The organism is Ancylomarina sp. YFZ004 (assembly GCF_054254355.1).
Window position 1 is genome coordinate 52084 of sequence record NZ_JBTCHQ010000010.1, and the last position, 15102, is coordinate 67185.

Consider the following 15102-nt stretch of genomic DNA (forward strand, 5'->3'; position numbering starts at 1 on the left):
TATGGATTGAAAACGATTGCATTGTATGAAAATCCCTTACAATACAGTACTGTAGAATTGTGAAATAAACACTTAAATATGAGGATTGAAATTTTATTTTGACTAAGTCGGTAGCTTTGTTGATAACTAAACACACAAACACTAGCATACTTATAGGCATGACATTACTTTTGTTACCTCAAATTTGACTTTTGAAACCTTCAATTATAAGATGTTTTTAGAATCTTTTTTGATTATTACTATGACTCCCGTGTATCCATTAAAAAACTCTTGTCGATAAATGAAATTGGCTAACCGCATATTAAAAAAGTATTTTGGATACGATAAATTCCGTCCCTTACAGGAGGAAGTTATTCAATCAATTCTCGATGGTGAAGATGCCTTAGTTATCATGCCTACTGGTGGTGGGAAGTCACTTTGTTTTCAAATTCCAGCTTTAATGATGGAAGGTGTCGCTATTGTTGTGTCACCTTTGATTGCTTTAATGAAAGATCAGGTTGAAGGCTTGCAAGCAAATGGTGTTAACGCAGCTTTCTTAAATAGTTCTCAGTCGTCCCAGGTTCAAAATGAGATTATTGAGGATGTTCACAAAGGCAAAATAAAGCTGCTCTATGTTTCTCCTGAGAAATTGGTTAGTCAGGAGTTTTATTATTTGCTATTAGAACTTAAAGTAAATCTGTTTGCTGTTGATGAGGCTCACTGTATTTCTGTTTGGGGACACGATTTTCGCCCTGAGTATTCGAAAATGGCCTATCTGAAAAAGCAATTCCCATTAGTTCCTATTGTTGCATTAACAGCAACTGCCGATAGTCTAACCCAAAAGGATATTGTCAGACAATTAGGATTAGGCGAACCTAAACTCTTTCTATCTTCTTTCGACCGCCCTAATTTGAGTTTGAAAGTTGTACCCGGAAAAGATAAGTTTAAAAGTATACTAGGCTTTTTACGTCAGCGTCCACATCAATCGGGTATTATATATTGCCTGAGTAGAAAGGCTTGTGAGGGATTGTCAGAGAAGTTGAGGAATTCGGGTGTTAATGCAAATTACTATCATGCAGGCTTATCTTCTGAGGAAAGGGCACTGCGTCAGGATGCTTTTATCAATGATGATACACCGATTATTTGTGCCACCATCGCCTTTGGAATGGGAATTGACAAGTCCAACGTACGTTGGGTTATTCACTATAATTTACCACGAAATATTGAGTCCTATTATCAAGAAATTGGTCGTGCAGGTCGTGATGGTTTAAAGGCTGATACCTTATTATTTTATAGCTTTTCGGATGTCATTATTCATCGTAAGTTTATTGAGGAATCTGCACATAAAGAAGTGTCGAATGCAAAATTAGAGCGTATTCAGCAGTTTTGTGATGCTCAAATTTGTCGACGTAAAATTCTGTTGAGTTATTTTGGTGAGCATTTAGAAGAAGATTGTGGTAATTGTGATGTTTGTAAAGATCCACCCAAGCAATTCGATGGAAGCTTAATTGCTCAAAAAGCATTGTCTGCTATAGTCCGACTAAAAGAGAATGTATCAGCAGGTACTGTAATTGATGTGCTACGTGGATCATCTCGTCAAGAGATTATGTCGAAAGGTTATAATAAAGTTAAAACCTATGGTGCAGGTAGAGACGTGTCACATCAGGATTGGCAGCAATATATGCTTCAACTCTTAAACATGGGATATATTTCAGTTGCCTATGATGAGGGAAATGCTCTTAAATTGACAGAACAGAGTAAGGAAGTCTTATTTAGTGGTCGTAAAGTTAATTTGGTGCATTTAGCATCTATGAAATCAGATCCTAAGAAAGTAGTTGTAAAGGCCAAACCCGAAAAACAAGTTAATAGAGAAGATTTGTTTGAAGCTCTACGTAAATTACGCTTGAAAATTTCTCGTTCTTCTAGAATTGCACCTTATCTGGTTTTCTCAGATGCCACTTTACATGAAATGGTTGATGAAAAACCTACAAGTGAATTTGAAATGAAAATGATTTCAGGTGTAGGTGAGCGTAAGTATCAGTTGTATGGAGAATTCTTTATAAATGAGATACTAGAATTTGAACAAAAAAAGAATCAGGTAGCTAAGAATAGTAGTCAATCTTTTTATGAAACTTATGAGTTTTATAAAAATGGCTATTCTGTAGATGAAATTGCTCAAATTCGCCGCATTAACCCTGTAACCATCTATTCTCATTTGGCATCATTATATGAAAAAGGAGCTGATGTTGATATTTTATCTTTTTTACATGCCAATGAGTTGGAGCGTACTGAAAACGCAGTTCGTGAATTAGGACATCTGAACACAAAGGAATTGTATGTTCATATGAACGAAGAGATACCCTATTATAAGATTAGATTAGCGACTTCATATTTAAAGATGCTTGTTGAGGCATAAATCGTATCATGTATCTTTAAGTAAGGTCTTTTTAAAATCATAAAATATTTGAGAAAAAGATCTTTGTTCAGAAGTCTTTTTTTTATATTTCGATACAAAAAAACAGGACTATGATAAAAGCCATTATCGTTGACGATGAGATGAAGAGTCAATCTTCGTTATTTAAATTACTGGAAAGGTTTTGCCCCGATGTCGAAGTTATTGGCTTTGCTTGTAATGTCCAAACGGCTGTAGAACTCATTAATCAAGAGAACCCTGAACTCGTTTTTCTAGATATATCAATGCCTGATGGTGATGGCTTTGAAGTTTTAGAGCGAGTTAATTCTCGTAATTTTGAGGTCATTTTTACGACAGCTTATAATGAATATGCTCTGAAAGCAATCCAATTTTCAGCCTTGCATTATTTGCTTAAGCCTATTAATTATAATGAACTTAAAGAAGCTATTGAACGATTTCAGAACTCTAAAAAGGATATTAATCTTGATGAGAAATTTCAGGTTCTGTATGACAGCTTGAAAAATGAACACAAGAAGATTATTTTACCAACTGCCAATGGGCTTCGCATGGTTGAACTTAATAATATTGTTCGATGTGAAGCTAATGGATCTTATACCGACTTTTTTCTTAAGGAGAAAGAAGATTTAATGGTTTCAAAGCCACTTTCCAATTTCATGGACATTCTTCCAGAACATTTGTTTTGCAGAGTACACAGTAAGCATTTGGTTAATTTGAATTTCGTCGATCAATATATTAAGGGTAGAGGTGGTCGTATTATTTTAAATGATGGTAAAGAAATTGAAGTTTCTGAAGGAAAGAAAAAGGAGTTTTTAGAAAGATTAAAACAATTAGCTCATTCTTTACCTGATAAGAAGTAAAATATTTGTTTTTTTTAACGGACCACCTTATTAAGTGTGAATTTTATAATACTGTTTACCCCTTATTTAGCAATAATAAAACTATTGAGTTAAATGAATTATGTTTGGATTTAAAGGTGTGGTTTGTAGTGTTTTACATAAGCCCAGTCTGAGTAAAAGATATCCTCGTTAATATCCAATACGCAATCGGAAACTCATATGACGTAGTTATAAAACGAAACCCCCGAACCATTAATTCTAGATTGTTTTATACATAGATGAAATATACTTTTAGATCTCTAAAATCAATAAAAGTTGGCTATGTTAGAACATCTAAAGAAAGAAACCCTAAATAAGTTTGGTCAGGAACTGTCTTATAATAAGGATTGTGAAGCTTTAGCTGAAATTGTATGTGATGCTACAGGTGGGAGAATTAGTGCTACAACAATACGCCGACTTTATGGTTTTTTAAAATCTCCTTCAGCTCCATCTAAATTTACCCTTGATTTATTAGCTCACTATGTAGGTTATAAATCATGGAGCGATTTCCAATCTAATTATGTCTCTGAAGAAAAGAACGGGGATATTAAACCTTCCAATTGGCAAGCATTTCGTGAAAGAGCATTTGAGTTAAGTAATGATGCCTATAACTTAATAAAAAGCCAATCAGGTATTCCTTTCAAATCTGTTGCAACTAGAAAAATAGGAGAAGATAGAATTAGTAATTTTCTGCAATCGGATAAAATGGCTCTTAGTTTTGTTGCACCAGGTGGAGCCGGAAAATCAACAATGTTAGCTAAGTGGTATGAACGAGTAAGTCAAGATACATCGAGCAAAGATGTTATCTTATTTTTCGATGCCACTTTCATGATCAACTGCTTAACTAGTGATTTTATGCTTGAGCGTTGGCTTGAGGAGCAATTGAATTCAAGATCAAAAACTGATTTAAAATATTTTCTTGATAGACCAAAAGCTTGTCAGGGGAAAATTATTTTGGTATTAGATGCCTTAGATGAGGTTAGCTATGATAATACAAAATTGGAGCGTTTGTTTTTGCAATTAAACCAATTCATAGCAAATCATAAGGACTCGAAGAATATGAAGATGATTCTAACCTCGAGAACTTCAACCTGGGAAAAATTTGCTATACCATTTATTCAAAAAGAGAATAGCCTTTTAGAAGCTTGGTATGAAATCGACTTAGATTTGGATCAAATAGACAAAAGAAACTTTCCACCCCTAAATGGTTTTGAGATTCAACATGTTTTTGATGAGACTATTAATCAACAATTCTTCTATGAATTAAAAGTTGAAAATCTAGATTATTATCAGCGAAATACAATTTCAAATCCATTCTTCCTTGAATTGTTTGTTAAGACGTATGTTCCAAATATAACAAGCGATATAACTGACGGTTTTAAGCTGATTAATGAATTCCTGAAGAACAAGATTTATTATTCTCGTTACTCTGAAGAGAAAATTGAGATATTAAAAGGGATCTTGAAGATTCAGAAGTATGGTCGAGATTCTCATTCAGTTAAAAAGATGAATCTGAAATCGATGTTTCCTATACATCTTAAAACAGCAGGTAATTATTACTATGCATATGAAGAGATGTTGAGTTATGGCTTAATATCTGAATATGTTTCGATTAATGAATATAATGGCTATTGTAAGTTTGTAAAGATTTATAATGAGCAACTTTTTGAAGTCCTATTGGTTAAGGAATTAATTGAGTTTAATGAAGGGATTGATTTTGAGTTGTTTAAGCAAATAGAAACCGATTATAAGGAATTTGAACTTAAGGATAGGTTAATTGCCCAGTTATTTAGTATTGCAGTCAACTCTGACAATTATGAAGCATTATCTCGATTTTTTGAGCTAGAGGAAGATACTTTAACGAGTAGTGCTGTAACAGATATCTTGACCACTGTTATCACAAACATGGATGACAAAAAGATAGATCTTATTAAGACATATGCTTCAGGGGCTCGTTCTGTTGAATTCATGTTTGCCCTTTCAGGAAATTTGAACCGTCTAACTGGTGATTTTAGTAAGGTTGTTGAGATTATATCAGAAACTAATGACGATAGAACTATAAAAATTAAGTCATTAAGCTTATTGCTTATGACTTCATTGATGTCTCTAGAGAAAGAATTAGCAGATAAGTATTATAAATTATTATTGGAGACTGAACCTAACTCAAGTTGTACAGCCTACTCAATTGCTTTGCGTTTTACAAGTATTCTATTTTATAATCATATTTCTTGTAAAAGTAATGATATTGAATTGCTTAGAGTGTTTTATTATCGTCAAATGGCTTATTGCCAGGTTGGTGATACATACGAGAGTTGGAGTGGTGAGTTTGAAGTTTTAGTTTGCAATGCTTTATTTTATATGCAATCTTATCACAAAGTTATTCAGTTGATTGAAGATGCTGAATTATTTTACGATCAATTGAATGTTAAAGCTCATTTTTCAAATCATAAATTATTAAGAGCTTATAAACTAATTGCTCAATTTAAGTTGGGAATGAAGTTAACAGCTGGTCAAATTCAAGAGTTAGAATTTTGTAATGATAGTTTAATTAGCTCTAAAGCCTATCCTTTACAGATCTTCTTTAAAAGCTCATTAGCTGAAGTTTATTTTGAAGAAGGGAATAGAGATCTTCAAGAAAGACATTCAAATAGAGCATTTGCAATTAGTGAGTTCGCTCGTTATGATTTCTGTAAGGTAGGATTACTTACAAAAATGGCTAAATACTACAATGCTTGGGGTGAACAAACTAAAGAGAACTTGTGTACAATAGAGCGTGATCAAATTTTAAAAAATAGAAATGCTGAGGTATTGGTTAAGATTCTTAACAACTAAAGCTTATATATAATATCATATTTTAATTAGGAATTAGTTATTCCCAACCTATCCTGTGAATCTGAAGTGATTCATAGGATTTTTTGTTTCAACCTACTTATTTTGTTATGTTTATATGTTGTGTTAGACACTTTTATTTCTTAATGAACGTTAAATATTTTAGAACTTTTGAATTAAAGTCTTTATCCAATTTCGGAACTATGTAAATACTGGCTATATTTCTTTATTTTTGTTTCTATAATGAAGTGTCTAATTCTAAATAGAACTGGAATTTCATACAATATAGTCCAATCCAATCCAATCAAATCAATTTAATGAGAGCTATCATTTCAAAATATAAGCACATTTTCTTTTTATCATTCATGATTATTCTTTTCTCGGGTAATACTTTTGCCCAGGAAAAATGTATTGTAAAAGGGAATGTTACAATAAATGGAGGAGATCTTAATGATATAAAGATCACTTTATACAAGGATTCTGAACAAGAAAGTGTAAGGAATGTTTCGAAGAATGGGAAGTTCTCATATCAATTGAATTTTGGTTACGATTACATCTTTGAGTTTTCGAAAAAGGATTTTGTTACTAAGCGTGTGAGTGTTTCAACTTATGTCCCTCAAGATGTTTTGGAAAGAGATAGCCGTTTCCCTCCATCTAAGTTTTCAATAGAGCTATTCAGGTTTTTCCCAGGTATTGATTTATCTATTTTTGATCAGCCCATTGGTATGATCATGTATAATAATGAGACAGACTTGATTGAAACTGATTTATCATTTCTTACAGAAATTGAGGCTGAACTTAAACGTATTGAGAAAGAAACCAGATTGAAGCAACAAGCTTATATGGCTGAACTGGCACGAATAAATGCTGAGTATAGTAAAGCGATTAAGAAAGGTGATGTTGAGTTTCAGAAGAAGAATTATACCGATTCAAAATTGTTTTATACAGCAGCTTTGAATCTTAAAGCTGAAGAAGTCTATCCTAAAGATCAACTTTCTAAAATAGAGACTCTTCTATTGAGTCAAAAAGATGAATTTGAGGCTCAACGCCTATTAGATGAGAAATATAATGCATTGATAGAACTTGCTGATAAGGATTTTGTTGAAGCTAATTATGAGCAAGCAAAAGTTAATTATAAATCAGCTATTAGCCTTAAGTCGACTGAGAAATACCCTAAAGCTCAATTAGTAAAGATTAAGAAACTTGAACTTGATTCGAAGTTAAATGCAGAAAATGAAGCAAAGAGATTGGCTGCTGAAAAAGTTTCGAAGGGTAAATATGATGCTTTTATTGCATCAGCAGATAAAGCTTTCGAGTTGAAACAATATCAGACTGCTAAATCACAATATACTTCAGCTCTTAGAGTCATGCCTGATGAAGTTTATCCTCAAAATCAGATTCAGTTGATTGACGATAAACTGTATTATGAGAGACAGTTGACTGCTGCAAATGCAAAATTTGTGGCTGAACAAAAAGCACTAAAAGCTGAGTATAATAGAATTATTAGGCTTGCTGATGTGCAATTTAAAAAGAAAGATTACCCGAAAGCTATAACTTTCTACGAAAAAGCGATTGAGTTAGATTCTGAAGAATCTTATCCCAAATCACAAATTCAAATTATAAACGAGACAATTGCTAGAGAAAAAGAACTAGCAACTAATAAGGCTAAGCAAAAAGAGATAGATGATAAGTATAATTTACTGGTAGATTCTGGAGACAAACAGTTAAAGGAGGGTGAATATATTCAAGCAAAGCAAAATTATACGGAAGCCTTGGCTTTAAAACCAAATGAAAGTCATCCTAAAGCTCAGCTTATAAAAATTGAGAGCTTAATGGCTCATCAGGCAAAATTAGTAGCAGACAAACAAGCACGTGAACAGAAATATGCCGATTTGATTTCTATGGCCGATTCTCAAATGAACTCAGGGGAATTTGATAAGGCTTTAGGTAATTATCAGCAAGCTCTTAATATTAAACCTAAGGCTGCTTATTTGAATGAGCAGGTTAAAAAAGCAAAACAAGGTAAAATCGATAAAAAACGAGAATTAGAAGAGAAAGCTAAACAAGAATTAGATTTACAAATTAAATACCAGAAGTATGATGCTTTAATTGCCAAAGGGGATAACAATTTTGCATCTAAAAAGTATTTTGATTCTCGTGATAATTTTAGAGATGCTTTAGAGATAAAGCCTAACGAAAAATACCCAAAGGACCAGCTTAACAAGTTGGAAGATATGATGGCTAAAGAACTTCAACAAGCAACGGCTATTAAAGAATTTGACGCTAAATATGAGGTTTTTATAACGACTGCAAATTCTCAATTAAAGACGAGAGAATACGATTTGGCCAAGGGAAGCTATCAAAGAGCTTCGGAGATGAAACCTGAAGAAGCGTATCCAAAGTTGCAACTAAAAAAATTAGGTGACTTAATTGCAGAAGCTAATAGAATTAAGGCTGATGAGCAATTACTTAATGAGAAATATAATGCTTTTGTTGGGAAAGCTGATATGGCGTTCAAAGCGGAAGATTATAAAGTTGCAATTACGAATTATCAGTCAGCTTTGAGTTTAAAAGCAAAAGAAAATTATCCTAAAGAGCAGATAGAGAAAGCCGAACTGGCTTTGGGAGAAATTGCTCAAGTTGCTATAGAAAAATTGAAAGAAGAGAAAGCGAAGAGCTTAATTGATGAGAAATATTCTAAAGCAATTACTACGGCTGATGCTGCTTTAAATCTTGAGAATTTTAAGAGTGCGAATTCAAATTATAAGCAAGCATTAGAATATAAAAAAGGAGATCAGTATGCCTCAGATCAACTTTTGAAGATAAAGAACTTGATTGCTGAAAAAGAAAATCAAGCTTTGGCTGCCGAACTCTTATCTAAAAAGAAAGCAATTTCAGATAAGCAATTCCGTACGTTTATAAGTGAGGGAAACAAGCTATTTAAGAACAAAAAGTACACGGATGCCCTGGGGAAATATGAAGCTGCTATTCAGATCAGACGAAACGATGAATATGCCTTAAAGCAGATTGATCTTGTAAATGAGAAGTTGGCTGAAGAGAAACTAGGTGTAGAGAAAAGTTTGGCTCTTAAAAAAGAGTATGACGCTTATATCAGTTCTGCAGATAAATTATTTGCTGACAATAAACTGAGATCAGCTAAAGAAAAATATCAATTAGCACTTAAGCTTAGAGTTAAGAGTTCTTATCCTAAGAATCAGATCGAAATAATTGATGAAATTCTGACCAAGCAAGAGAAAGCAGATAGAAAGAACAATAGGCTTGAAAAGGAATTTGGAGAATCACTTACAATAGCAGATGCTCATTTTAAAAAGAAATCATACACTTTAGCGAGACATCATTATAAGGAAGCAGAAAAAATAAAACCTAAAGATGGCTATGTCAAATCTCAGTTGAATGAGATTAAGATGATTTTGAAAGCCAACATGCAATCAAAAGAAGATGATTTGTTAAGGCAGCATTCAAATGCCTTTGGGGATAATTTATTGAAGAGAAAAGAGCTAGAATACAAAGCCTTTATTGATAAAGCTGATTTGGCAATTAAGGACAAATATTTAGGAAAAGCCAAAGCTTATTACAAAAAGGCTTTAGGTGTATTTGAGCGCGATTATCCGAGAGAGAAGTTGGCTGAAATTGAAGAACTGAGATATGCTTTTAGATCTGAGAAAGATCGTCTTGAATATGAAAAACTAATGCGATCTGGTAAAAAGGAGTATGAGAAAACAAATTATTCTGTGTCTCGACATTATTTTAAAAAGGCCCTCCCTTTGGCAACAGACAGGAGTCTTATTGAAGATAAATTAAATGAAATTGAAGAGGCCATTGCAGCAGGGAAGCAAAAAGCTCTTGATCTTGAATTTGATGAACTAGTAAAGAAAGGGGATTCAGCTTTTAAATCAGGTAACTTATCGGTAGCTAAATTTTATTTTATCAAAGCTTTAAAAATTAAGCCTAAGGACGAGAAGTTGAAAGCGAATTTGGAAAATATTAAAAACTCACTGAAGTAAATAAAGACACATGGCATTAAATTATATCTGGGTTTTCTTTTTCGTATTAGCTTTTGTTGTCGGTTTAATTAAGTTGATTGTTTTTGGTGATATGGAAGTGTTTCCAGCCATGGTCAATTCGACTTTTGATATGGCCAAAACGGGCTTTGATATTTCCCTTGGACTAACAGGCGTACTAACGCTTTGGTTAGGTATCATGAAAATTGGAGAACGAGGAGGAATTATTAAAATTTTCTCTCGTTTGATTGGTCCATTTTTTAATCGTCTATTCCCAGAATTACCTAAAGACCATCCTGCTCATGGTTCTATCATGATGAATTTAGCAGCTAATATGTTAGGCTTGGATAATGCTGCGACACCAATGGGCTTGAAGGCCATGACTCAGATGCAAGATGTGAATCCAATTAAAGATCGTGCCTCGAATGCTCAGATCATGTTTCTGGTTTTGAATACTTCAGGCTTGACCATTATTCCAATATCGATCATGGTTTATCGATCTCAATTGGGAGCAGTGAACCCATCAGATATTTTTATTCCAATTTTATTAGCTACATATTTCTCGACTATTACCGGCTTAATTGCTGTTTCTATAATGCAGAAGATAAAGCTCTGGGATAAGGTTATTTTGCTTTATTTGGGTGGAATGACTGCTTTTATTATTGCAATTATCATCTACTTTTCGAGTATAGAAAAAGAGCAGATAGCTATAATTTCGAGAGTTGTGAGTAATGTTTTTCTCTTCTCAGTTATTGTTGCGTTTATTTTACTGGCTTTTATTCGCAAAGTTAATGTTTACGAAAGTTTTATCGAAGGTGCTAAAGATGGTTTTAATATTGCTATAAAGATTATTCCTTACCTCATAGCTATATTGGTCGCAATTGGTGTTTTTAGGGCCTCAGGAGCTATGGATATGTTTATTCAAGCTGTTGAGAAGCTTTGTGTCATGCTGGGTGTTAATGGTGACTTTATTCCTGCTTTACCCACAGCACTCATGAAACCTTTAAGTGGTTCTGGGGCACGAGGTATGATGGTTGATGCCATGACTCAATATGGTGCTGATAGTTTCGTAGGACGAATGACCTCCGTTTTGCAAGGAGCTACTGACACAACATTTTACATAGTTGCGGTTTACTTTGGAGCTGTTGGTATCAAAAATACGCGCTACGCTATTACATGTGGTTTAATTGCCGATTTAGCAGGGATTATTGCTGCAATTGGTATTGCTTATTTATTCTTTCATTAGTCTTTGGAAAAGAATACCTTTGCCACACAATTTTTATAAATGAAATTTACGAGTAAGCTATGATTAATTTTAAAATCGATTCGGAATATATTGAACTAATAAAACTGATAAAAGCATTAAGTATTAGTGAAAGTGGGGCGCAAGCTAAGATATTTGTGGAAGATGGTCAGGTTATTCGAAATGGTGAAGTTGAGTATCGTAAGCGTGCTAAAATTCGTCCAGGAGATAAAATTGAGATTTTCGATGAAGTGATTATTGTTGAATAATCAGTTTTGATTAAAATATAGCCTAAAAAAAAGTCCAGCATTGCTGGACTTTTCTGGTATTTAGAGTTTGTTTGTCTTTTATTGTTTGGGATCAATCAATTGAAGCAGATATTCATCTTTCCATCCATCTTGACTTTTAATCCATTGTTTTTTTGTTCCTGTAATCTCGAAATCCTTAGAACAAAATAAATCAATACTTGATTGATTGCAAGTTGTAATATTGCAATAGAGTTGATGTATCTGTAAGCTTTTAAAGCAATACTCTATTAGCGTTTCCAGTGCTTCACTCGCATACCCTTTTTGTCGATGTATCTTATCGTGAAGAAGTACACCAATTCCAACTCTATTATGAAAAGGGTCGAAATCGAATAAGTCGATTAAACCAATTGCTTCACTATTTTCTTTCAATTCAACAACCAACCTCAGCTGCTTACTTTCATATATATCCTGATGTGAATTTTCAAGATATTGCTTTAATACAAAAAGAGAAAACGGTTTTTGACAATGACTAACCTCCCAGATATCTGAATTGTTCTCCCATTGATAAAGAAGTTTCAAATCTTCAGGTTCTAAAGCTCTTAGTCTGATTGAATTATTTTCTAAAATTTGCATATAAATCGATCGAAAGAATATTGGTTTTTAATAATGGATTAGTTCTTGTTGTACCACTTAATAGTTCGTGTAAAGGCATCGTAATAACCTTTCTTGAAAGCGATATTCAAATAAGTTTTCTCATCCTTTTTATCTTCAAAGGCTTGATAAGTATATCTTGATAAACCATCTTTCCCTTTGTTCATATTGAGCCTGTTAACTGGTAAATTGTTGAAATAATTCAACGATTTTGGTCGATTTAGAGCCATAATTTGAATGGTGTATTTATTCGATTTCCTTGTCTTTAAGTCAGAGAAAAGAACTTCTTCACCCCAATAAGCCTTACGAACATAGGCATCCCAATAACTCTTTTTCAAAACTTCGCCAAGAGCCAATTGAGCATCAGATTTAGTCGGGAAAATCTTATACGTATATCTGTAAATATTTTCTGAATCTCGATATACATTAACTCCTTTAAGATTTTTAAAGTAAGATACCGGTCTTACCTCTTTAAGTGACATCAACTGAATGGTGTAAGCTGTACTTGTTGAGAAATTCATTTTTGGATGAATCAGTTGACCATTAATAACCGTTCGGATAAACGAATCCCAATACCCGATGCGAATTAATCGATTTAACTCCTGAGTGGCAGCAGTATAAGATCTGAATTTTTTGTAGGCATATCGACTCAAACCATCGTTTGTCTGGAATATCTTAACATTATCAAGATAGCTAAACATTTCAGGATCCATTGGGATTTGAAGAGCTAGAATCTGAATAGTGTAATAGGTTTCTTGTTTGTTTAGTTTCTTAGGAGCTTCAGGAATTTCCACTACTGGATTGCTAATAGGCTCTTCTTTTTTGACTATTGCTTGCTTTTTTGCTTGTTCTTCTGTTTTTTCTTCAGTAGGTTTTGCGATTGGTGGAGTTATTTTACGAGGTTCTTTCAGTTTTAAGTCTTCCAATTTATTATCAACTTCAGGAACAATAGCTTCTTTCTCTAGACTAACTTGACTTGTTTCATAGTCAATAAGATCCATGTTCTCTGGATAATCTCCTTCATCTTCACGTTGAAGTGCAAGAGGCAGTAGTGTGATAACGCTATGGTTTTCCTTATTGGCGTATTCGGCTGGTACATTCATGACTGTACTCAAGGGTCTATAGCCTTCAGCGCGAATTTCCAGATTGTATTGCTTACCAGCATCTATAATAAAAAGGAACTTTCCTGATGCGGTATTAGGACGATATAAACCAATTGTTTTATTATCAAGACTTAATTTGATTCTTGCTTTCCCCACAGGTTGTCCTTTGGTGTTGATCAATTTTCCTTTGAGTACGAATAAACCTGTATTATCAGCATCTGGAGTTTGAATTCTAAAAATATCAGCTCTACCATAAGACCCTTTTCTATACGAAGCCATATAGGCTCTTTTTCCATCAGGTGTTGGGGTGTAATAGATATCTTCTTTAGTTGAGTTGATTGGGAAACCTACATTTACAGGTTTTTTCCAACGCCCATTTTCAAATGATGATTTGAATACATCGAAGCCACCCATTGTTTTGTGTCCCTTTGAACTAAAGTATAGGTGTGATCCATCGTGATGGATAAAAGGAGCTTCGTCGTTGTAAATTGTATTGATATTTGGACCCAGGTTCTGTGCTGGTCCCCATTTCCCATTAGGAAGCTTTTTAACGGTATAGATATCCATTTTTCCATAACCACCCGGGCGGTCACTTGAGAAATAGATGGTTCTTCCATCAGCTGAAATTGAAATATGACTTTCTTTGCTAGGCGAGTTGATATCAGAATGTAATTTTTGTGGTCTGGTCCAATTCTCACCATTTAGTTTGCTGACATAAATATCACCACCATTTGATTCGTTATTATTGTAGTAACCAGCCTTGTATACATATATTTCTTGTCCGTCAGCTGAAATGGAAATTGAAGCATCGTGATCTTTAGTATTAAGAATACTAATGCCTTTAGGTTCTGACCAAGCGCCATCAACTTGTTTAGAAATATAAATGTCTTCGAAGAATTGTCCATCCTTATCAACTTTACTCCCCGTTCCATTACGACGTGAAGTGAAAACCATGGTTGTTTCGTCAGCTGTTACACCTGGACTATGTTCGGCATATTCAGTATTAATTGAATTCCCTAAATTTTCAACTGTGATATTGACAGGATTTTCTGTTAGTTGGATGGCATTTCTACAAATTTCAATTTCATGTTCAATTTCAGCAGTGTATTGCACATCACCTCGAGGTACTAAATTTAGAAGGTTGTTGTAGGTTCTAATCGCCTTGCTAAATTGGTAATTGATATGATAGGATTTACCCAAATTGTAATAGTAGGCAAGCGGAATATTGTTTCTCGATTTGGTATATCGAATTGCTTTTTCAAGATATTCAGTTGATTTCTCCTTTTCAGATTCTAGATTAAAATAGCAAACACCCAACATATTATTGAGATCAGCATTCTTTCTGTCAAGAAGTAATAAGTCGTATAAGACAGGGGCAGCTTCTCCATAATTTTTATTGGCAAAATACATTTTTGCCATCTTAGTTTTCTTGCGCTTACTTGTTTTGTCGATGGTAGCGAGTGAGTTACTAGCGAAACTATTACTGACACCAATTGCTATAATTATAAAGAACAAGAAGGTTCTTAAAAGTTGAGTGGATGTTATTTTGTGAATTCCAGAATTCAACTTTAGCATATGTTTAAATATTATAGACAATGAGTTATCATATAAAATGAGATAATAGTGTTTTATTTAATTCTTTAAGTACTAGAAATGGTTTTGATCATTTAGAATATTTGTTGTAACAATCCCTTTAAAGATCCTTGAACCTATATAGA

The 15102-nt window shown here is 33.6% G+C and carries 8 protein-coding genes; 6 read left to right on the forward strand and 2 right to left on the reverse strand.

What is annotated here, in order from left to right:
- Window positions 1–280: 280 nt before the first annotated feature.
- The 6 genes from recQ (at window position 281) to ACXR6G_RS15205 (ending at window position 11651) form a co-directional block, all read left to right on the forward strand.
- A complete protein-coding gene (gene recQ, locus ACXR6G_RS15180) occupies window positions 281–2395 on the forward strand; it encodes a DNA helicase RecQ (protein WP_458362289.1) in 2115 nt (704 codons plus the stop codon).
- Window positions 2396–2505: 110 nt separating this feature from the next.
- Window positions 2506–3270, forward strand: coding sequence for a LytR/AlgR family response regulator transcription factor (locus ACXR6G_RS15185; protein WP_458362290.1), 765 nt, complete (start codon window positions 2506–2508; stop codon window positions 3268–3270).
- A gap of 300 nt (window positions 3271–3570) precedes the next feature.
- The gene (locus tag ACXR6G_RS15190; RefSeq protein WP_458362291.1) at window positions 3571–6120 is read left to right on the forward strand and encodes a hypothetical protein; all 2550 of its coding nucleotides are present in this window, start codon (window positions 3571–3573) and stop codon (window positions 6118–6120) included.
- Window positions 6121–6434: 314 nt separating this feature from the next.
- Entirely contained in the window at window positions 6435–10142 is a 3708-nt protein-coding gene (locus tag ACXR6G_RS15195; RefSeq protein ID WP_458362292.1) for a hypothetical protein, read from the forward strand.
- Window positions 10143–10152: 10 nt separating this feature from the next.
- The gene (locus ACXR6G_RS15200; protein ID WP_458362293.1) at window positions 10153–11385 is read left to right on the forward strand and encodes a nucleoside recognition domain-containing protein; all 1233 of its coding nucleotides are present in this window, start codon (window positions 10153–10155) and stop codon (window positions 11383–11385) included.
- Between the two features lie 59 nt (window positions 11386–11444).
- Window positions 11445–11651 carry an RNA-binding S4 domain-containing protein gene (locus tag ACXR6G_RS15205; protein ID WP_458362294.1) on the forward strand — a complete coding sequence of 69 codons (207 nt, stop codon included), beginning with the start codon at window positions 11445–11447 and terminating at the stop codon, window positions 11649–11651.
- Between the two features lie 78 nt (window positions 11652–11729).
- On the opposite strand, the gene ACXR6G_RS15210 is transcribed toward ACXR6G_RS15205, so the two are convergent.
- Both ACXR6G_RS15210 and ACXR6G_RS15215 read right to left on the reverse strand, forming a co-directional pair.
- Complete coding sequence (locus ACXR6G_RS15210; RefSeq protein ID WP_458362295.1) at window positions 11730–12263, reverse strand: GNAT family N-acetyltransferase; 534 nt, start codon at window positions 12261–12263, stop codon at window positions 11730–11732.
- A gap of 38 nt (window positions 12264–12301) precedes the next feature.
- Window positions 12302–14959: a hypothetical protein gene (locus ACXR6G_RS15215; protein ID WP_458362296.1), complete on the reverse strand. Its 2658-nt coding sequence runs from the start codon at window positions 14957–14959 to the stop codon at window positions 12302–12304.
- Window positions 14960–15102 lie beyond the last annotated feature (143 nt).